Source organism: Streptomyces sp. NPDC056169 (assembly GCF_042268445.1).
Classification (GTDB): Bacteria; Actinomycetota; Actinomycetes; order Streptomycetales; family Streptomycetaceae; genus Streptomyces.
In genome coordinates this window covers 257,844-277,344 of sequence record NZ_JBHJUO010000011.1, presented here as the reverse complement: position 1 = coordinate 277,344, position 19,501 = coordinate 257,844, and the positions used below count along the sequence as shown (strand labels likewise).

Genomic DNA, 19,501 nt, shown 5'->3' with positions numbered 1-19,501 from the left:
CCATCAGATGTCCTCTCCGGCCGGGGCCGGGAGCGCGGCCCGTACGGCGCAGTCCTTGGCCTCCAGCAGCTTGCGCAGCGCGACGGTCAGCTCCGGGCCGTCAAGGTCCCGGCGTTCCACGAGGCCGTGCGCGAGCTCGCCGAAGGGCTGGCTGATCTCGCGGAGCTGCTCGGGCAGGTGGTCGTAGGCGAAGTACCGCAGCAGGTTCGTGACGGCGGGGTGGTGCTGGGCCATGGAGGCCTCCAGACATGAAGAGAGCCCCGGCCAGTGGCGCGGGGCGAGCGGGGTGACAGGGTCAGATGGGGGCGTCGATGTAGCAGGCGTCCAGCAGGATGCCGTTCGTGTTGTTGCCTGCGGCCGTAGGAACGCCTACCTGGAGCTGGCCGGACGCCTGGAGGGTCATTCGCACCCCGTAGAAGGCCGTCGTACCACCCGCCTTTTGGAAGCCGTGCTCGAAGGCCGGCCGGTAGACGGGCGTCCCGCCGTTGAAGGTGAACACGGTCGTGTTCACGTTCGCGACGAGGGTTCCAGCAACGACGGAAATCCGCCCCTCATACTCCCAGCGCTCCTGGCCCAGCAGCCTGATCTTGCGCATGCGGGGGGTGAGAGTGGCGGCGCTGAAGCCGGCGGAGAAGGTGCCGATGTCGGTGAACGGGGTCCACTCCATCAGCTCTTCGATGATGCGACTGTTGAGCTTGCCTGCGGTGAGAAGCTCGCCCGCGGCAAACGGTGTGTAGACCAAGACGGGCCTCCTACAGGGCCAGGATCAGCGGTTCGGCAAGTCGCAGGTCCGCCGCAGCGGCGTGGGACTTCGCGATGCCGTTGACGGACCGGGTGACGGTGGCCAACTGCGGGTTGGCGATGAGGAAGTTGTCGTACCGGACGGCCGGGCTGACGTTCGTGTTGCCGGTGGCGAGGATCGACCGGCAGCCGACAGCACCGGCGGCCGTGAGCGTCGTGTCCGTACCGGAGACCTGCCAGGCCGTCGGCTCGCCGCTGGTGATCGGCCACACCCGTGCCTGGAGCGTGGAGCCCTTCGCCTGGAACCGGAGCCGGAAGGACTGCCCCGCGGTGTACGTGTACGGCGTCGTGAACGTCGCCACAGTGGTCTCGACGCCTGCCGCGCGCTCGCGGATGGCGAGGATCACCGCCCCAGCGGTCGTGAACTCCAGTCTGGCGTAGTACAGATCGTTCGCCCCCGAGCCTCGGGCGGTGAGCCCGCCGAAGATGCTCGCGCCGGTCGCCACAGCGGACGCCGCGACGGTCGCGTACAGATCGAAGTCGGGGCTCGGCGCCGTGAGCGTGCTGTGGCGGGCCACGTTGACGCTGGCCAGGTTGTGGCTGCCGACGCCGGAGCCGACGGAGTAGTCCGCCGCGCTGCCGCCCGTGCTCGTCCAGGCCCCGCCCGTGTCCGCGCTGCCCCAGCCGGACGCGACCGTGCGGCCGAAGGCGTCGGCCGCGCCCTGCGTGATCCCGGTGACCGTCATCCGCTCCCCGCCGACGAGCACGTCGAAGGGGAACTCCGACGGGTGCGTGGTGGTCGTGATCCACGTTGGGCCCGGTTCGGACACGAGCAGCAGGGACGTGTCGTCCGAGTCCACTGCTGCACCGAGGGTGGTGCCGTCCGTGTCCAGGCGGCCGAGGACCGGGTCGTCGAGGACGCCGACAGTCCACGGCCCGGCCGGCACGCACGTCAACGTGGCGGACCAGGTGCGGATGCCGAAAATCTCGCTGACGCCCTGCACGATCAGGTCAATCGGGCCCGGCGGCAGCCACGGCGGGGTGTTGATGATCTGGATCCGGTCGCCGAGCTCCAGCTCAAGGAAGGCCGGGATCAAGTTCGGCCGCTTGTGGAGGAGGAGTTGCACCGTCGGCACTCGGGACTCATCCCAGGTGCCCAGGTGCAGCAGCCACTCGGCGATCGGCTGCGTCTGGGTGTCGCTCGCCAGGGACAGATCGGCGGAATCGTCGTACAGGCCGACGCCGTTGGGCGGAGCCTGGATGGACATCGGCCCGGTCTCCAGCACTGCGCGCCCGGACGAGCCACCCACCCTGTTGACGGTGACGTCGTTGCGGGTGGCCTGGTCGTCGTCGACTGGCTCCAGCGGTGGGGCGACGTCCCCGGCCGAGTAGTCGAGGATCATCGCTGGCGTTTGGTTGTAGCGGGCCGACCGCGCCCGATACACGAGAGCTGCGGCGCCGCGGTCCTCCGCGAGGGTTCCCAGGTCGCTGTTCGCGCACTCCTGGAGGAGAGCGAGGAGAGTGTCAGGGCGCTGGGTCCCCATGGGCGCTGTTCCGGACGGGTAGCCATCCGGGTAGGTGACGCGGACGGTGCCTGACTCCTCGGACGAGAGCCGGCGGAGTCGGTCCGCTGCGGTCTCGCCGATGAAGCCACGGTCGGCGCTGTCGTACGCCGCCGTGATGGCTTCGGAGGACCAGACGGTGATGTGTCCGACCCGGATGTCGGGGAGGCCGCCGCCGAAGGTGGTGTCGATCTGGGAGACGGCGCCGACGGTTCCGGCGATGCTGCCGGAGATGAACGTGCTGCCGCCGTTGACCTTCGTCCAGCGCAGCCTCCAGGCGATGTTCCCGCCGGACTGCTCGGCGTGGGGCTCCAGTCGCCACCAGCCGTCGAAGAGATCCGGCCCCGTGACGACTGGCTGGTCCAGGATGAGGGCGCCGGTGGCGTCGTATCCCAGGATGTGCGTTCCGGTGGCGCCCATGGTGATGCGCCACCGGCGGATGGTGCCGGTCGTCGTCCAGGACAGCATTTCCTGCTCGGCGCCGGGCGCTGCACCGTCGACCCGGTAGGGCATGCAGATCTCCCACACCCCGGTCGACGAGGCCGGGACCCGGCCGCGCATGGTGCCGCCGGGCTCGATCGCGGGAAGGGCAGCAGAGCCGCCGAGTTCGGTGTCCTGCCCGAAGTCCCACTTCGTGACGGTGAGCGGGCTGGCGCCGGGGAGCGGCGAGTACGCCTGGGTGGCGCCCTGCGGTTCCTCGCACGGCCAGTACGCCAAGGGGGAGCGCGACGGCAGGCGTCGTCGCAGGGTGCTGTCGAGCGCCTTCGTTCCCTGCCCGAGACGCCGCAGGATCCCGGCACCCTCGACCGACGTCCACACATCCCGGCCGGACGGGGCCCACTGCGGAGGCCAGGACGACACCTCGCCCACGAATCGATGGGTCCGATTGCTGACGGAGGCGCTGCCGATGACGGACCAGGGACGGCCGGCGGAGTCCGTCCACGCGGTCGTGCCCGGCGCGAGCGCGCGCAGGTCGGGCGCGGCAACGATCGTGCCGTTGATGCCGGAACGGATCTCGGCGCGGTAGGCGCGCCCAATGAAGCCGGTGTAGCCGCCGAGTTTGGCCTCGGTCGTGGAGTTGAAGATGCTCGTGGGGGCGCCGCCCAGGACAGTTCCCAGGCTTGACCACGGGCCGTCGAGGGTCGGGGCGGTGAAGAACTCGGCCGCGTAGCCCGATCCGGTGTTCACGTCGAGTGTTGCGCGCAGCGCGGCCCGCCGGGGTAGCAGTGGCAGAAGCCGGGCCGCCGAAAGGGTGCTGACGCCATCTGGCGACCACAGCAGGTACAGCCACCCGCCCTGTTCGGCCTGGAGCCTGTAGGACCTCTGGCCGGGAAGTCCCCACTTGCCGATGAGTTGGAATGAGCCCGAGTTTGACTGCCAGTTGTCGACTTCAGCTTCGACGCGGATGTCGATGTCGCCCGTGATGTCGAGGGACGCGTCGTCGGGCGTCTGGGCGCCGGACAGGGGGAGCCCGGGGAGGCTGAGGTAGGACTCGGTCCCGGGGACCGACACTCGCAGCGGCGTGTTTCGTCCGATCTGCCCGTAGTACGGCGAGAGCGGGTTGCGGGGGGTGTACTTGCCGCCCGCGTTGTTGAGGGTGACGGTGCAGCGGGACGGGTCCGCGACCCATGCCCCGTCCGGCTGCCCGCGGGTGATGGTGATCGGGTCCCGGGTGTAGGCGTCCGCCGTGACGTCCGTCCACACCCCTCCGGCCTGAAGCTCGACACGCACGCCGAGGGGTGTGTCCGGGAATGCCATGACCTATCTCCTTCTCTGTCCGAGGACGACCTGGACGTCTCCGCCGCCGTTCTTGACGGCCTGGCGGAGCTCCTGGACGAGGTAGTCGCCCCGCGGGCTGCCCGAGGACTTGAACTCGATGACGATCGGAGGGCCGGTGCGCCCGTATGCGGTCGGGCCAGCCACTCCGACGGCGCCCGTGGTGGCCACGGAGGCCGGGGGCGTGACGAGACTGGACATCGACGCATCGACCGCGGAGCGGCCTGCCTCGATGCCCCGGACCAGGCCGGCCGGAATGAACCGTCCGACTGCCGCCATCACCCGGGACGGAGACTTGATTCCGAGCGCACTACGGATGGCCTTCTGCATGCTCGTGGCGATGACGAGCATTTGCCGCTCGATCGAGGCCTGTTCCCTCTGAAGGCCTGCGACGAGACCCTTCGCCGCCTGAATCCCGGCCCCGTACATTGCGTCGCCCGCCGTGTTGCCCGCGCGGGTGGCAGCGTCGACGAGCTGCTTCTGCGTGCTGTTGATCTGGGCGATCTGCCCGGACGACGCGGACGCGAGCGCGGCGGCCGCGGCGCTGCCCTGCTCGACGCCGGCCTCCGCGATCTGCGCGATCAAGTCCGCCCTGACGCCCTTCGCCTTCAGGGTGGCGAGCTGGGCGGCGAACGTCTTGGCCTTGGCCAGTTGGGCGTTCAAGTTGGCCCAGATGCTGGTCGCGGTCGTGCCGCCCTCGTCGGTCTGCGTGATGTTCGCGGCGTCGAGGACGCCCTTCTTTACGTCGGCCGCCAGCGCATTCCTGGCTTTCACCAAGTCGTTGAGCTTGGCGGTGGCGGCCTTCAGCTTCGTGGCCACCTGGCCCTCGCGCTTGGCGAGCGCGTTGAGCTTGGTCGTGCCCCTGTTGAGGACGCCCATGGCCTTGTCGCGGGCGGTCTTCGACCGGCTCGCGAGGAGCTTGTTCTGTTCGTCGATCTTCTTGTTCTGCTGATCGATCTTTCTGTTCTGCTTGTCGATCTCCGCGTTCTGGCTATCGATTTCCTTGTTCTGCTCGCGAATTCGCTTCTTCTGCGCCTTAGTGCCCTTGACCTCCTTGCGCTTCTTGCGCGGAATGCGCTTCTTTCGGGGGGTCAGGGTCACATCGGTCGCATCGATGATGATGTTGGCCATCTTGGCCGCGGTAGACCGAATCTGGCTCAGCCCGGAGGTCATACCGACGACGAGACCGCGAGCGATCCATTCGCCTTGCTTCGCGGTGACCTTCGACGGCGAGGCGATCCCCAAAGCTTTGGCGATCGGGCCGGGGATCACGGCCTTGGCCCAGCTCATCAGCTGGGATTTGATCCAGCCGCCCATCGACTTCACGCCGCTCAGGAGCCCGCGGACGATGTCCGTACCGGCGCTGACGAGGAGGCTGCCGAGGTTGCCGAGTGCGCTCCTGATCTTGCCTGGGAGACCGCGGAGCCAGATGACCAGTTCGGCCATCTTGCGGATGGCCCACTCCTTCACCTTGCCGAAGAAGTTGCTGACCATCGTCGGCAGTCGGCCGAGCCAGTTGACTGCGGCGATGACCTTCTGGACGGCGCCCTGGATCTTTTGCCAGACCCAGTCCCAGGCCTTCTTGGTGGCGTTTTTGATCTTGTCCCAGTTGAGGATGATCAGGGCTACCAGGCCGATCACGGCGGCGATGACCCAGCCGATCGGGCCCATGGCGATCAGCCACTGCGCGGCCATGACGGCGGCCCAGGTGATCGCGCGTGCAGCCATCAAGGCGAACTGCGCGACTGCGATGCCGGCAGTACGAAGGATCTGCGCGGCGAACGTGGCCATCGAGGTGAGCGCGGCGCCGAGCCACGCAGCTGCGGTCGTAGCCGCAGCGGCAACGGCGCGGGCCGCCATGAGCGTGTACTGGGCTGCGGCCGTCGCCGCGGTACGGACCACCTGGACTGTGAAGGTGACCAAAGACGCCAGGGCGGCACCCGTCCACGCTGCGGCCGTTCGGGCTGCCGCCACGACAGCGGCGGCGCCCAGCCGCGCGTAGGCCATCAGCCCGACGGCCATCAGCCTCGTCCACGCGGCGATCGCCGTCCACGCTGACGTCGCCATCAGTGCGTTGGCCGCCGCCACGACCCGGGCGCCGGCCGCGTAGCCGATCATCGCGACCTTCGCGACGAGCAGCGCGGTGGCGATCGCGGTCAGAACGGGTGTCGGGGTGTTGCTGATGACCGTCGCCATGGCGTTGGCGATCTGGGTCAGCGCGCCCATGAGCGGGGCTGCGGCGACGAGGAGCGCACCGACGGCCTTGGCGAGGTTGAGGAAGACGCCGCCGCCCTGGCCGGCGATCTCCAGGAACTCGGCGAACCCCGCAGAGCCCTTGAGGCTGGTGCCCCAGTCGGCGAACGCCTGGGTCATCGCGACGAGGCCGCCGGTGACGGTGAGAGAGGTGGGCAGGAAGGCCTGCATCAGGCCCATGAAGCCCTTGCCCAAGTTGCCGATGACCTTGATGAAGTTGGCCAGCGACGTCCCGGACGCGGCCGCCATGTCGGCTGCCCACTCCTTGAACTTGGCGCCCTTCACGCCGACCGCGACCCGGTCGAGCATGTCGCCCAGAGCCTTGGCCGCCGCCTTCACGAACGGCGTAAGCGTGGGCAGCAGCGACCGCAGCAGATCCAGGCCCCGGGTGAAGACGGGCATGGTCGTGTCTGCGAGGCTCGCGGACCATTCCTCGGTCGCTACCTTCAGTTTGGCCTGCGCGAGGGCCGCGTCCCGGGTGGCCTTCGGCATGCCGGCCGTCTGCCGCTGGTAGGCCGCCTCGGCGTCCTTCGTGGCAAGGCGGGCAGTGGTGTAGGCCTTCGCGGCCTTCGTGGCCAGGTCCGAGCCCGACTTCTTGAGCTTCTCGGCCAGGGCCTTCTTCCGGGCCTCGTTCTCCTCCGCCTTCGCGAGCTTGTCAGCGGCGGCCGACGACTCCTGCATGAGCGCCAACTGCGGCTTCACCGCGGCTGTGAACGCCCCAACGGCCAGACCTGCCGCGACCGCACCGGCGGCCAGACCGCCGAGTGCCGACGACAGCGCAGCAACCGCCGGCAGACCTACGCCGACACTCGCCGCTGCCGGGCCGATCTTCTTCAGAGCGTTGACGGCGACCTCAGCGTTGGCCCGGATGCCGTCCGCGAGCCCGCGGCCGGCGGCGTCGCCCTCGGAGACGAACCGGCCGCGGAGGTCCCGGAGCTGTCCCTGCGCGTCGCGGGTGAGGCCGCGCATACGCAGCTGGGCGGACGCGAGGCCGGACCTCCACCCGGAGTCGTCTGCCCGGAGGACGCCGACCAGTTCGCCAACGGTGAGCGCCATCTACCGCACCCCCTTCGATGTAGTGGGTTCGGGTGGTGTGAAGTGGCGCTGGATCCGGCACTCGGTGGACAGCAGGCCGAGGATGCGTACGCGGAGCCACCGCCAAGAGCGCTGTTGGAGCAGGCCGGGCGTGGACAGGTCGAGGCCGTAGATCTCGTGGCAGTCGGCCTCGACGAGTGCCCACTGCTCCAGCAGGTCAGACCAGGTCAGGCTCGGGTGGCCTTGCGGGCGCGGCTTGTAGCCGGCGGGGTGCTCGTACCACTCCGGGAGGCCGGTGTGGGGGTCGATTTCGCCGCACGGGATGAGGCCCGGCGCTGCTCCCTGTTCGCCGGGCCCTGCGGAGAAGGGTCGCCGCCGGCGTCCCAGTACTGCTCGGCGGCTTCAAGGCCTTGGCTGATCCACAGGACGGCGGTGAGCGCGACGTGCCGGAAGCGCGGCCAGTCGACGTTCGCGAGGACCTCGTCGTACGCCGTGCCGAGGGCAGCACGGTAGAGGTTGAGCTCGGCGAGGTCGTCGAGGGCGGCGGCGTCCGGGGTCGCGTCCGGGTCGGCCGCGAGCTTGATGCCGGTCTCCATGAGCTTCTCGACCCGGAGGCCGTCCTCGGCGGACGGGCCCGCGATGTGGAAGGTCCGCACCTGGCCGTCTCGGCACTTGACGGGCAGGTCGAGGGAGTCGCCGAGGAACTCCTCCAGGACCTTGAAGCCGCCGGCCATCAGGGGGTCACCGGGTTCGTGATCGGGGCGAGCGGGCCGGTGCCGTGGAGGGTGGCCTGGACCTGGCCGAGGGCGGTGTACTCGCCGCCCTGGTCCTCCCACTCGACGAGCACCTTGCCGGTGTACGCCTCGGGGAGGCCGCTGCGGTCGTAGAAGCGAACGCCGACCTCGGAGGCGGAGCCGTAGGCGAAGCTGGCGAGGCGGAGCTTCTCGTGGACGGAAGAGAAGGTGGTGGAGTCGGGGCTCTTCTTCCGGTTGAAGGTGAGCTCGACCTGCCACTCCTGCGCGGTCTTGGTCTGCTCCTTCCAGCCGTCGGTGTCGTACGTGCCGGAGTCCTCGATGTTCGGCGGCCAGGTCGGCTGGAATTCCGTGATGGCGATCATCGGCTGCCAGTCCGGGGTCAGGTCGTCGCCCATGTTCACGTCCATCTTCCAGCGGCGTGCCAGGGCGGTTTCGGTCGGCGTCGACATGACGCGGTCCTCCTCAGTCGATCAGGTATGGGGCCGGGCGCTGCGCCCGGAGGTAGTAGTTGGCGGTCATCTCCTGGCGCCCGTGGGGGTCTTGGCCAAGGAGTGCTTGGGACTGGCGCCAGATCAGCGCCACGCGGGTGCTGCCGAAGGCGACGTCCTGGCGGTTGTGGAGCGTGGCGAACACGCCGTCGGCGAGGTCGCTCGCGTCGAGGGGGTTCGGGCCGGTTCGGATCCAGATCTGGATGCCGGTGATGACGTCGGTGAGGTCGGTGTCTTCGACCGGGTACGGGTTGAGCCAGAGGATCCGGTCGGGTGCCTCCGGTCGGGTGCCGTAGCCGATCGCGGTCACGGACTCGTCCGGGCCGTAGACGCCGTCGGGCCGGTACTCCCCGAGGCCGGCCGTGGAGAGCAGCCGGGCGGATCCGTCGAGGACGTCGCGGGTGTAGCCCACCGGTCACCTCCGGGCATGGGTGAGGGCCCGCGCGGCGGCGGGCCGGAGGGGGCGGAGCTAGCCGCGGAGCCAGGCCCGCAGGGGGACGGCCATCAGCCGCAGGACCGTCTCGCGGGAGTCGTTCATGGCCGACTCCAGGTACTTCGCCCGGCGGCCGGGAAGGTGCCGCCAGGTGAGTTCCTCGTGCTGGCGCACGGCGTACACGGTGTCGTACGAGACCGTTGCTACCAGCTCGTTGACATCGGCCCGGCCCGAGCGTTCGAGGGTGCCTTCCTCCAGCGGGACCCTGGTGTTGGAGACGCCGAGGACGTGCTCAGCGCCTCGGCCGAGCCCCTGGGAGGCAAGGCGGCGACCTCGTTGGGTCCACAGCCGGTTGCCCTGCCAGGTCATCCGCGCGTACTGGGGGCTCATACGAGCTGCACCTCCACGTGGTTCGGGGTGCCGAGGGCCCCGCCGTCCGCGTCGATGAACGCGATGACCTTCGTCTTCCGGCCGCCCGGCAGCGCCACCCGCGACTTCGCGGGGGCGACGGTGCCGGGCATGGCGTAGAAGGTGGCCGAGGAGACCACCTCGTCGCCCTCGGGAGAGCGCACGAGACGAGTCCGGTCCTCCTTCAGGCACCGCACCTCGACAGCCGGTCCGTACACCGGACCGGACGGCCCGACCCCCTGGTACGGCTCGACCGTGACCCGGTGGATCAGCATCGAGGCGGGGATCGTCAGCACGAGACCACCACCCCCATCTGAAAGATCGCCGGGGTCAGGTCCGGAGACTGGAGCGCGTCCCACACCGCAGGGGCGACCTGTCGCCCGGGGGCGTCACCTCCGGACGTGGTGGTGAGGGACCGCTCCAGCCTGACGGAGCCGATCTCGACCTTGCCCCAGCCGACACCGGCAGCGCCGGTGATGTCGCCGACGTCGATGCCCCACTCCGCCTGCGCACATGCCGCGTCCGAGACCGCGGCCAGGACGAGGGCGTCGGTGGGCATCCCGGTGCCGTCCTTCGCGTACAAGCAGTACCGGAGAACCTGCGCGTCGAGGAACACGCTCGCCTTCCGGAGACGGGTACCGATGTCGGCCGGCGCCGGGGATACCCCGGTGTAGGCCTCGTACTGGGCGGGGGTCGCGTAGACGCGGGCCACGGCGACCACCTCCCTCAGGCGCTGGCGCCGATGATGACGACGTCGTACGAGACCGCCGTCCCGGCAGCGGAGTTGGCGACCTTCAGCAGGTCACCGGTTCCGGCCGTGACCGCGTACGCGGTGGCGTCCGCGGCCCCGGTGGTCACGCCGATCGCGGCGCCGGGACGGAGGGTGATCGTGCCGGTGGCGCCCAGGAGCGTGGCCCACGCGTTGGTTGCGGCGGCGCCGATCACCACGTTGTTGACGTTGGAGTCGGCGGCCCGGATGTACAGGCCCTTGATCCGGGCCCACGTGATCGCGGCCCCGAAAGCGTCCAGGAGGACACCGGCGAGGTCGAGATCCTCCGTCGCCGACGCCACGAGGCTGCGCCGGTCGGAGAACACGCGGTCGGCGCGGCCAGCCGTCGTGCCGGTCTGCCACGTGGTGGCGGCCCGGACCGTGACCGGCGCGGACGCGGTGGTCAGGTCGAGCGGGGAGGTGAGGGTCGCAGAAGCTGCGACCGACAGGGATGCCGTCAGCGGCATGGTCAGCCCCTCTCGTCGAGCGCGAGGACCGTCTTACGGGCCTTGCCCGCACGCTCGGCGTCGATGACGCGAGCGATCTCGGCCTCCTCCTCGGGGAGGTTGGCGTCGAGCTGGTCGAGGTAGTCGATGACCTCGGCCGCGTCGTGCGCAGCCGGGTCGAAGAGCGCCTCCGGGCTGGTGCCGGATGCCTCCTCGACCTCCTCGACGGCCTTCGAGGTGACGCCGTAGCCGCGGCGGCGGAAGTACTCGATCGCCTGACGGCCGGTCTTCTCCGCGTCGGAGACGATGGCGGCGCCGTCGGTGAAGACGATGCCGCACGACTCGCCGCTGAACTCCGGGTCGGGAGAGGTCACGTGGACCGTGTTCATGGGGTGCTGCTCCCTTCCGGGGTTACTGGACCTTGAGGTTCCGCAGGACGCCGCACGCCTTGGTGTTGCGGAGCACCATGGCGACCGGGCCCATCTCGATCTCGCCCGACTTGACCGCACCCGCGTGCTCGAAGTCCGGCATCCACGTCTGCACGAGCGGCACCCCGGCGACGGACGCGCCGTGCAGCGAGTCCAGGCCGAAGGACGCCGCGTACAGGTCGGTCAGGCCCGTGATGTTGCCGCCGGCCCCGGCGCCATCCGCGTCCCGGGTCTCGACCGGGATGATCGGCGCGGCGCCGGTGGCGTTGTCGCCGAGGTCGATGAGGACCCACGGGCCGTACCGCTCGATGGCGCGGCCGAGGTCGTCGCGCTCCTGGGTGTAGATGCCGGCCCAGCGGGCGAGCGCCCGCAGGCGGGTGATGGAGCGCGTGTTGCCGAGGATGCCCTTGACGCCCGGGGGGAGGGCGCCGGGCGCGCCCTGGTCGCCGCCGCCGGTGGTGGACGGGACGATCCGGGACAGCCAGTCGTCGACGACGTCGAGCTGCGCCATGGCCTCGGCCTGGGTGTCGATGGTGCCGCGGGTCCAGTCGAGGTAGCCGGTGGTGACGCCCTCGTTGACCGGGAGGTACTCGGTGCTGGACCCGGTAAGGGCCTTGTCGAGGCCGTCGAAGCCGTTGGCGTCGACCGCCACGTCGCCGTTGATCAGCTCGTCCTGGAACTTCGTCCGGGTAGCCGTCAGCAGCTGCTGCATCTGGAAGGTGATCTCGTTGGTCTGCGCGGCGCCGAGGCGGGCGAGGACGCGGTCGATGTCGAACTTGCCGCCGAGGGGCTTGAGGTCGACGGTGGAGCGGGCGCGGGTGGCCTGTCCGGCGGTGTACTCCGCGTTGAGCGCGCGGAAGGCTGCGGCGCGGGCGGCCGTGAGGCGGGTGAAGCCGTAGGTCAGGGTTCCGCCGCCGGTGCCCGGGTTGACCGTGTCGTCGAAGACGATCTGGTCGAGGAGCCAGGAGTACCGGCGGAGGTTGTCGATGACGGCGTAGTCGACGTCCGTCTGCGTGTTCACCTGCGCCTGGGCAAGGGTGATGGGCATGAGGTTCTCCTCAGGTGGGGGTCAGCTCTGGTAGTGGTGCGAGACGGCGCCGGACAGGGACCCGGACCGCTTCGTCTTGCTCTCGCCGGTGCCGCCGGACAGGTCGCCGCCGGAGCGGGCCGCGGGCTGCTGGGCGGCGAAGGCCGGGTTGTCCTTCACGGCCGTCTTGATGGCGTCGTCGAGGGCCGTGGTGAAGCCCTTGGCGCCCGGGTCGAGGTCCTTGAGCGCGCGGACGAAGGAGCGGGAGTCGAGCAGCGCGCCGGCCTTCGCGCCGGCCTTGTCGGCCCGGGCCCACACGGCGAGTTCGATCTCCTTCGCGCGGAGCGCGGTGTCCCGCTCGGCGATCGTCGAGTCCTTCTCCGTGATGGCCTTGGCGAGTTCGGCGGGGTCCGGTGCCTCGTCGGCCTTCACCAGGCCGAGGGCCTTGCCGATCTCCTGGGCGAGTGCGGCGCGGGCCTCGTCGGCGGCCTGGTTCTTGGCGGTGGTGCGGTCCTTCGCGGCCTCCTTGCGGGCGTCCGCGAGTTCCTTCTCCAGCCGCTTCACGGTCGTGGCGTTCTCGTCGCCGCCGGTCGCCTTGGGCTGCTGTCCGGAGCGCTGTCCGTCGCCGGATCCGCTGCTGTCCGTCTGTCCGGACTGCTGTCCGCCCTGGTCAGCGGCCTGTCCGGTGGACTGGTCCGCTTCGGATCCGGATGCGGATCCGTCGCCGTCCCCGCCGTCCGCGTACAGGTACGGGCCGAAAGGGCCGGTGGAGTAGGGGTGGGCCCAGCCGCCGCCGTCGAGGCGGTGCTGGTGGCGGGCGAGGGTGCGCTTCGGCATGGTCGTGCCCTCCTGGGGCGCGTAGGGGTTGGCCGACGCCTGGCCGACCTGAGGAAGGGGTGGTGCATGGGCCCGCGCCAGGCGGGCCGTGGTGCTCCCGTCCGCGCCAGGCGGAGGGAAGTACGAGGGACGCCCGTGATGGGCGTCGGTATCGTCGGCACATGGCAGACGAGCAGACGGAAGAGGCGCTTCGAACGGCCCTCGGTATGACGAGCGCGGTCCTCCGGAAGGACTCGGAGGGGATGGACGCTCTCTGGGCGGGCGCCGAGGATCCAGAACGGACGGCCTGGTGGCTGACTGCCGTCGCAGCCGTCGCGGTGACAGAGGCGGCCCACTACCGGGGCATGACTCCGCAGGAGTGGCTCGATGACCAGATACGGCTCTTCCGGAAGCGCCAGTAGAGGGTCAGTGGGCCTGCCCGATCTGCTCCCGGGCAGGCTTCCGGCGAAGGTCCGGGTGCGCGGCCACGTTCGCGCGCGCCTGCGCCTGCCACTTCCGCACGAACACCCCCGCCCGGCGCCGGTCGGCGTCCGTCGTCGCCGCGACCTGACGCCGCTTCCACGCCCGGATGTTCCGCTCGATCGCCCGCTGCCGCTGCGTGTCCTTGTACGTCGTCCCCGGCGTCGCATGGTGCGGCGGCCGGGTCGTTACACCGGGCAGGAAGGCGGACAGCGAGTGCCTGCAATTCGGGTGGAACAAGCCCGCCGCCCTGGCCTCGGTGAGACTGCCGGCCACGTGCACCGCCACCGTCTCCGGCGGCCGGAACGCGGCCCGTAGGCCGGTCGTCTGGACCGCTGCCTCGGCGCGGATCGTTCGCGGCCCCGAGTCGGGGCCCAGGGAGAGGACTTCGCCCTCCCACGGGGCGCAGAGCTCGCACTCCAGCGGCGCATCGGACACGATCACCAGGCCCACCCCGAGCTCGGCGAGCGCGTCGACATGCCCCTCGATCGCCGCGCGCGCGGTGACCGACCGGACGGCCATCTCGGCGTACGCCGCCAGCTCCCAGGAGCGGCCAGCAGAGTCCGTGAAGCCGGTGACACCGCGTTGGGCGAAGCGGTCGAGCGCGTGCTGAGTGGCCTGCCGCCGGGTGAGGCCGCCGAGGAGCACCGACGCCGACGCCCTGGTGACGATCGACCGGTACACGTCCAGGACCGCGCGCGTGATCCGCACGTACAGCGGGCGCGTGTCCTGCGCGTACGACGCGGCCAGCCGGTCGACGGCCGGCGCCCCGGGCAGGACGTCCCGGGCCTGGAGCTCCCGGCCGATGTCGAGGGCGCCGAGCTCGGCGACGGCGGCCTGCCGGCCCCGGCTGTACGCCTCCGCCAGGGCCCGGCCCACAGCGCCGTTCGCATCGGTCTGAAGGGCGGAGGTGACGTCCTCGACTGCGGCCCGCAGGTCACCGATCGAGCGGAGCTTGATCTCGGCCCACAGCGGGCTGTCGATGCCCTCCATCAGCGCCTTGCGGAGCTTCTCCAAGAGCGCGAGTTCGGCGTCCGCGTAGAGCTTCGCGATGGCGGCGGCCAGATCCTCGGCCATGGCGGGAGAGACGGGCATCAGTCCGCCTCCTTACCGTCCTGCCCGAGCCCGGGGCCGGGTCATTCGGCGCCCGTGAGCGCGGGATCCGCGGTGTCCTGGCCGGTCTCGCGCCGGATCCGGGCGACCTCCGCCGCCTGCTCCTCCAGTGGCATCCCCGGGTTGACGAGCGCGACCCGGGCCTCCAGGGACGCGGCCTCGGCACGGTGCAGGATCTCCGCCGATTCGGCCAGCACCTTGATGTCTTCCTGGATCGAGTCGGCGAACTGGACGTACGGCCGCTCCACCTCGACCGAGGGCAGCCCAGGGAAGAGGGCCGACGCCTCCAGAATCAGGATGGCTTCGGCCAGGTCGGCGATACCGACGGCCTCCAGCTCGGACTTCCGGGCCCGGGTGGTCATGCTGCGTGCGGTGCGCGCCCGGACCTCGGTCGCGGTCACCATCGATCCGCCGTCGTCGTCGCCGAACGTGCCGCCCGAGTAGCCGGCATTCCGTACGACCCGGGACACGAGGTCGTCGATCGTGGCCCGGTGCTCGGCGTGCCGGATCGCGAATTGGTTGAGGGTGATGCCCTGCCCCTGCTCGGTCGGCGGGATGTTCATCGGGGCGTAGACCTCGCGGTCCTGCCACGACACGCCCTCACCGGGCCCGTTGGAGTTGAGGTATCCGGAGGGGACGATGATCCGCGACTTGGCGAGCCGGACGTCCCGCATCCAACTCGTGTACGTCTCGTCGATCCCGCTGAGGAAGGTCTCCGAGCCCTGGTAGTCCGACGTCCCGAGGCCGGCGGCGCCTGGGACGTCGTGCCAGTCCGGGGCCGTCATCGAGTTCGGGATGTAGACGCAGGCGAGACGGCCTTTCAGTATCGGCAGGACGATGACGGCCTGGAGTCCCTGCGTCTCCGGGAAGGCGCCGAGGTCGACGGGGCTGCCGAGGTTGTCCTCGGTCCCCTCGTACACGCCGTGGAGGATGAGGTTCGGCTCGTGGTGCTCCAGGTGCCGGACGACCTTCTGTCCGTCGACGGCGATGACCTTCCAGAACGTCACCTCGCGGAGCCGGCCGCCGTAGAAGCGGGGCGCGGCGCCGTCGGCTCGGACGACGGTGGCCCACGGGCGCGGGCTCATCGTCGTGTCCCACATGATCCGCAGGTAGCCGCCGCCGAGCGCGGCGGTCATCTCCGCCTGGGCGATCAGCGTGCGGAGGAGCCCGTCGTTCATGAGGTCTTCGAGGCGCTGCCGAGTCGCCGCGTTCTCGGTGACTAGGGTTGGCGGCTCGGAAAAGAGGAGGTCCGCGCTCGTGCGGGCGATGTCGCGGGCGAGTGGCATGTGCAGGTTCGCACGCTTCTCGCCGAGGGACGTGGGCTCGCCCCAGAACCAGCGGGCCACCGTGCCGACGAGGCCACCGCGGTACTGGCTGGGCCGGTTCTGCGGCTGCCCGTACTGGCGCCCGGTGCTGCGCCGGGTGCGGTAGCGGTAGGTGAGCCGGTCGGGGCTGGCGGCGTACCAGGCGGACCAGTCCTCCATGTCGGAGGCGATGATCGGGCTGATCGGCGGCCACGCGGTGCCCTTGTCAGGGAGCGGCATCGTGCTCCTCCTCGTCTACGGGCTGTCCGGGCGGCGGGGTCCAGCCGAGCGCGACCAGCGTGGCGGCCGTGTCGTCGGGGATGTGGATGCTCGTCTCGGCGACGGTGCTGATGTCGTACACCGCCAGCTCCAGCCGCAGGATCGGCCGCTCGCCCACGGCAGCGTCGAGCGACAGGGCGCGGATGCCCTTGAGTGGCACGCCGTCGACCTTGATGGTGCCCTCGCCGGTGGCGCTGAGTTCGATCTCGGCAGGCATCAGGCAGCCACCTCCAGTTTCGAGCGGATCAGGGGGCGCCATTCGTGCGCCGTGGTGTGCAGCCCGTACCGCAACGCGTCAACGCTGTGGTCGTCGATTTTCAGGGGCGCGTCCTCGCCCTTCAGCGCGGCTTTCTCGTCCCACGCGTACGACGGCAGCTCGGAGAGCAGCCCCTTGCACGAGCGGTGGATCGAGAGGACGTTCTGGCCGAGGGCGACGGACACAGACCGGATGCCGTCCTTCACCGTGTTGTCCGCCTTCGCGACGCCCGGCACGCCGTCGGACCACAGCTGGTTCATGAACGATGCCGCCGACGGGTCGACGAACACCCACTGCGGGGTCACGCCCTTCGTGCCGCGGTGCTCGTACGAGGCCAGCCAGCCGCGCAGGTTCTCGCTGTACTCGGCGTCCGTCAACTGGCGGCGCGCGAGCCGGGAGTCGTGCCGATACTCGGACGCCACATACAGCCGGCTGTCCGTGCCGACGCCGATGAGGAGCGCCGAAAACGGGTTGATCGTGCCGTAGTCCAGGCCCACGCACATCCACTGATGGATGTCCGGGAGCAGGTCGACGACGTGCCGCTTCTCGTCGAACATGTCGTAGACGACGCCCTCGGCCAGGCACCACTCGCCAAGGATGTACCGCCGGTAGAAGAGGCCGGTGTACTCCAGCTTCAGCGCGTCCACGTAGGCCGGCGGCAGATACGGATTGTCGTCGAGGCTGAAGCTGAAGCGGTGCAGGTCGATGGCCGTCGGGTCCTGGGACTCGGCGAGCGTGCCGTCCCGCCGCAGGTGCAGGCGGGCGCGGTCGAGGTACTTCTTCTTGAGCCAGTGGTTCGGGCCCTCGGGGTTGGTCGTTCCGAACCACTGGGCGCCGGGCACTGAAAGGCGGGTGCCGAGCATCGCGAAGAAGCTCTCGGGGAAGGTCGTCACCTCGTCGAGGTACGCCCCCGCGAGGGTCAAGCCCTTGATCTTCTCGGCGGCCCGCTCGTCGTTCGCGCCGGCCACGTAGATCGTGCGGCCGAGGAGGATCAGTTCGCCCACGCCGGACTTGTAGATGCACCGACGGGTGCCGAGCATCTCGATGATCGGGTCGATGATGTTGCGCTTCAGGGTGCGCTCGGTCTTGCCGACCATGAGCAGCGGCCCGGCGGGTCCGGTTCGGACGTACCGGAGCCACACCATGATCGAGCTGATCGTCTTGGACGATCGGACCGCGCCCTCCCAGAGGTTGCCGCGGGCCGCCGCCAGCTGCGTTGAGCGCAGCTGCTTCCCGGTAAGGGCCTTGTACACGGCGCCTCCTCCGGGTCGGCTACTCCGCCGGGGGCTGGCCACCGCCCATCACGTCTCGGAGCCAGGCGTCGACGGCGGCGAGGCCCTGGGTGTCGGTCTCCGGCGGGACCAGGCGCAGTGACTGCGCAGCGGCGGCGGTGGCCGCGGCCATCAACGCGCGTTTGTCGGCGGCCGGCGGCTCGGGGACTTGCTGCTCGGTGTACTCGTTGTCCTTGCCGCCGATGTTGAAGACCTTGGCCGGTTCCCAGAGTTGGGCTGAGAGGCGGAGGGCGTCGTCGGTGAGTGCGTCGGCGAGGATCGCGCGCTTCTCGGCGAGCTGGGCTGTGCGGTGTCGGGTGGCCTTCTCGGTCTGCTCGGTGGTGAACTCCAGGCCGAGGCGGGCGGCGATGACGGAGATGGTCCGGCCGCTGCGCTGGAGGCGACGGGCGATCTCGTTGCGGCCGAGGCCCTCGGCGTGGAGCTGTCGGACGGCCTCGTCGTCGGCCTCGCCGACGGGCCGATCGTTCTTCTTCAGGCCCACGATTCACCTCCGGACGGACGGGGTGGACGGATAGCATCCGGGCCACGACAGAAGGGGTGGGGAATGGGCAAGTACAACGTCAGGCCCGACATCGACGCGGCGGCCGAGAAGGCCGGGCCAGCGATCGGGTCTAGGCGGGAGATCGAGAACCTGCCGTCCGTGCTGTGGGAGGGCGAGACGGTCGACATGCTCGCCTCGGGCATCTACGGCGGCGGTAACGGTCTGGTGGCGCTCACGAACATGCGGCTGGTCTTCTTCAAGCACGGGATGATGTCCCAGAAGCTGGAGGACTTCCCGCTGAGCAACATCTCGTCGGTGCAGTGGTCCGCGGGGATTCTGATGGGCACGCTGTCGGTGTTCGCGTCGGGCAACCGGGCGGACATCAAGTCCGTTGCGAAGGCGCCCGGCGAGGCGCTGTCCGGCCGGCTCCGAATGCTGCTGGCGACGGCCAAGACTCAGGCCATGCCGACTTCTCCGGCTGCGGCGCCAACAGGGGCGCCGGATGTGGCGTCGCGTCTGGCGACGTTGGATCAACTGCGTGTGGCGGGGGCGATCACGGATGTGGAGTACCAGGACCGGCGTACGGCGATCCTGAACAGCATCTGAGTGGTTAGCGACGAAGGCCCTGACCGGGGTGGTGGTCAGGGCCTTCGGTGGTTTCGTGTCCGGGCACGCCGGAAGCGGCTCCAGGATGCGGCATGCGCGACTATTTTGCAACTAGGTGCAGAATCGAACGGTAACTTCCCCGTCGGGGGTGTCAGTGCAGGCCGCTAGGTTCCGCTCATGAGCATCGACTGGGGTGACGCCCCGACTTGGGTCGCTGGAGCGTTTGCGGCGGCCGCCGCCTACTACACGCGGGGCATGCTGAAGAGTCAGCGGCAGCAGATCGACGAGCAGCGTCAGTTCATTGCCGAACAGTCGGCCAACCTTGCTCTGGAACGGCAGGCGCTCAGTGCTCAGGCACAAGACCGCCGGGTTGCGCATGCTCGCCAGATCAGTGCCGACTGGTACGGCAACATGCTCCGCGTCCTGAACGCCAGCAGCGCACCCATCACCGCTGTGACTGCGATGTTCGGCGAGCTCCCGTCGCCGAAGGCGCACGAGGTGGTCCCTTCGGGCCTCGGAAATCATGAACTGCTGCGCGGCGACTTCGAGACGCCGGTTCAGATCGTGGGGGCCGGGCGCACCTACGCATTCGCGCCTCCCGAGGGGGAGTTCACGGGTGCTTTGTGTGTCCTCTTCAGCGATGAAGATGGCGAGCGATGGCGTCTCAGCGCTGAAGGGGCGCTGGAAAGCGTGCCCCAGGAAGAGGAGGGGACCCCGTCCGCATAGCGCCCGAGGCGTCTGTGCTGAAACCGC

22 protein-coding genes are annotated in these 19,501 nt (G+C 70.0%); 3 read left to right on the top strand and 19 right to left on the bottom strand.

Annotated elements, in window-relative coordinates:
• Positions 1 to 3 precede the first annotated feature (3 nt).
• The 14 genes from ACFC0G_RS20305 to ACFC0G_RS20240 form a co-directional block, all read right to left on the bottom strand.
• Positions 4 to 234: a hypothetical protein gene (locus tag ACFC0G_RS20305; protein ID WP_376405091.1), complete on the bottom strand. Its 231-nt coding sequence runs from the start codon at positions 232 to 234 to the stop codon at positions 4 to 6.
• A 61-nt stretch (positions 235 to 295) separates the two neighbouring features.
• Positions 296 to 742: a hypothetical protein gene (locus tag ACFC0G_RS20300; RefSeq protein ID WP_376405089.1), complete on the bottom strand. Its 447-nt coding sequence runs from the start codon at positions 740 to 742 to the stop codon at positions 296 to 298.
• Between the two features lie 10 nt (positions 743 to 752).
• Positions 753 to 4,061 carry a hypothetical protein gene (locus ACFC0G_RS20295; RefSeq protein WP_376405087.1) on the bottom strand — a complete coding sequence of 1,103 codons (3,309 nt, stop codon included), beginning with the start codon at positions 4,059 to 4,061 and terminating at the stop codon, positions 753 to 755.
• Between the two features lie 3 nt (positions 4,062 to 4,064).
• Positions 4,065 to 7,388 (bottom strand): hypothetical protein, encoded by a 3,324-nt coding sequence (locus ACFC0G_RS20290; RefSeq protein ID WP_376405085.1) that lies wholly within the window; start codon positions 7,386 to 7,388, stop codon positions 4,065 to 4,067.
• A gap of 206 nt (positions 7,389 to 7,594) precedes the next feature.
• On the bottom strand, positions 7,595 to 8,101 hold the full coding sequence (locus ACFC0G_RS20285; RefSeq protein ID WP_376405083.1) for a hypothetical protein: 507 nt from the start codon (positions 8,099 to 8,101) through the stop codon (positions 7,595 to 7,597).
• Positions 8,101 to 8,571, bottom strand: a complete 471-nt coding sequence (locus ACFC0G_RS20280; RefSeq protein WP_376405081.1) for a phage tail tube protein — start codon at positions 8,569 to 8,571, stop codon at positions 8,101 to 8,103. Before ACFC0G_RS20280 ends, ACFC0G_RS20285 begins: the two co-directional genes overlap by 1 nt.
• A 13-nt stretch (positions 8,572 to 8,584) precedes the next feature.
• Positions 8,585 to 9,022: a minor capsid protein gene (locus ACFC0G_RS20275; RefSeq protein WP_376405079.1), complete on the bottom strand. Its 438-nt coding sequence runs from the start codon at positions 9,020 to 9,022 to the stop codon at positions 8,585 to 8,587.
• A 57-nt stretch (positions 9,023 to 9,079) separates the two neighbouring features.
• Positions 9,080 to 9,433, bottom strand: a complete 354-nt coding sequence (locus ACFC0G_RS20270; protein WP_376405077.1) for a hypothetical protein — start codon at positions 9,431 to 9,433, stop codon at positions 9,080 to 9,082.
• Complete coding sequence (locus tag ACFC0G_RS20265) at positions 9,430 to 9,747, bottom strand: hypothetical protein (RefSeq protein ID WP_376405075.1); 318 nt, start codon at positions 9,745 to 9,747, stop codon at positions 9,430 to 9,432. The genes ACFC0G_RS20270 and ACFC0G_RS20265 overlap by 4 nt, the downstream gene beginning before the upstream one ends.
• Complete coding sequence (locus tag ACFC0G_RS20260) at positions 9,741 to 10,163, bottom strand: hypothetical protein (RefSeq protein WP_376405073.1); 423 nt, start codon at positions 10,161 to 10,163, stop codon at positions 9,741 to 9,743. Before ACFC0G_RS20260 ends, ACFC0G_RS20265 begins: the two co-directional genes overlap by 7 nt.
• 14 nt (positions 10,164 to 10,177) lie before the next feature.
• A complete protein-coding gene (locus ACFC0G_RS20255; protein ID WP_376405071.1) occupies positions 10,178 to 10,687 on the bottom strand; it encodes a hypothetical protein in 510 nt (169 codons plus the stop codon).
• A 2-nt stretch (positions 10,688 to 10,689) separates the two neighbouring features.
• Positions 10,690 to 11,055, bottom strand: a complete 366-nt coding sequence (locus ACFC0G_RS20250) for a hypothetical protein (protein WP_376405069.1) — start codon at positions 11,053 to 11,055, stop codon at positions 10,690 to 10,692.
• 22 nt (positions 11,056 to 11,077) lie between these two features.
• Complete coding sequence (locus ACFC0G_RS20245; protein WP_376405067.1) at positions 11,078 to 12,142, bottom strand: major capsid protein; 1,065 nt, start codon at positions 12,140 to 12,142, stop codon at positions 11,078 to 11,080.
• Between the two features lie 21 nt (positions 12,143 to 12,163).
• Complete coding sequence (locus ACFC0G_RS20240; RefSeq protein WP_376405065.1) at positions 12,164 to 12,958, bottom strand: hypothetical protein; 795 nt, start codon at positions 12,956 to 12,958, stop codon at positions 12,164 to 12,166.
• Between the two features lie 161 nt (positions 12,959 to 13,119).
• On the opposite strand from ACFC0G_RS20240, the gene ACFC0G_RS20235 reads away from it, so the two are divergent.
• Positions 13,120 to 13,359 carry a hypothetical protein gene (locus ACFC0G_RS20235; protein ID WP_376405063.1) on the top strand — a complete coding sequence of 80 codons (240 nt, stop codon included), beginning with the start codon at positions 13,120 to 13,122 and terminating at the stop codon, positions 13,357 to 13,359.
• A 4-nt stretch (positions 13,360 to 13,363) separates the two neighbouring features.
• Here the strand turns inward: ACFC0G_RS20235 and ACFC0G_RS20230 are convergent, their stop codons facing one another.
• The 5 genes from ACFC0G_RS20230 to ACFC0G_RS20210 are packed head-to-tail and all read right to left on the bottom strand — an operon-like array spanning position 13,364 to position 18,142.
• Positions 13,364 to 14,512: a phage minor capsid protein gene (locus ACFC0G_RS20230; protein ID WP_376405060.1), complete on the bottom strand. Its 1,149-nt coding sequence runs from the start codon at positions 14,510 to 14,512 to the stop codon at positions 13,364 to 13,366.
• Between the two features lie 41 nt (positions 14,513 to 14,553).
• Entirely contained in the window at positions 14,554 to 16,074 is a 1,521-nt protein-coding gene (locus ACFC0G_RS20225; RefSeq protein ID WP_376405058.1) for a capsid protein, read from the bottom strand.
• Positions 16,061 to 16,330 carry a hypothetical protein gene (locus ACFC0G_RS20220; RefSeq protein ID WP_376405056.1) on the bottom strand — a complete coding sequence of 90 codons (270 nt, stop codon included), beginning with the start codon at positions 16,328 to 16,330 and terminating at the stop codon, positions 16,061 to 16,063. Before ACFC0G_RS20220 ends, ACFC0G_RS20225 begins: the two co-directional genes overlap by 14 nt.
• A complete protein-coding gene (locus tag ACFC0G_RS20215; RefSeq protein WP_376405054.1) occupies positions 16,330 to 17,622 on the bottom strand; it encodes a PBSX family phage terminase large subunit in 1,293 nt (430 codons plus the stop codon). Before ACFC0G_RS20215 ends, ACFC0G_RS20220 begins: the two co-directional genes overlap by 1 nt.
• Before the next feature lie 19 nt (positions 17,623 to 17,641).
• On the bottom strand, positions 17,642 to 18,142 hold the full coding sequence (locus ACFC0G_RS20210; protein WP_376405052.1) for a helix-turn-helix domain-containing protein: 501 nt from the start codon (positions 18,140 to 18,142) through the stop codon (positions 17,642 to 17,644).
• 63 nt (positions 18,143 to 18,205) lie between these two features.
• Between ACFC0G_RS20210 and ACFC0G_RS20205 the strand changes: the two genes are divergently transcribed.
• Positions 18,206 to 18,748 (top strand): PH domain-containing protein, encoded by a 543-nt coding sequence (locus tag ACFC0G_RS20205; RefSeq protein ID WP_376405050.1) that lies wholly within the window; start codon positions 18,206 to 18,208, stop codon positions 18,746 to 18,748.
• A gap of 177 nt (positions 18,749 to 18,925) precedes the next feature.
• Entirely contained in the window at positions 18,926 to 19,474 is a 549-nt protein-coding gene (locus ACFC0G_RS20200) for a hypothetical protein (protein WP_376405048.1), read from the top strand.
• The last annotated feature ends 27 nt before the right edge of the window (positions 19,475 to 19,501 follow it).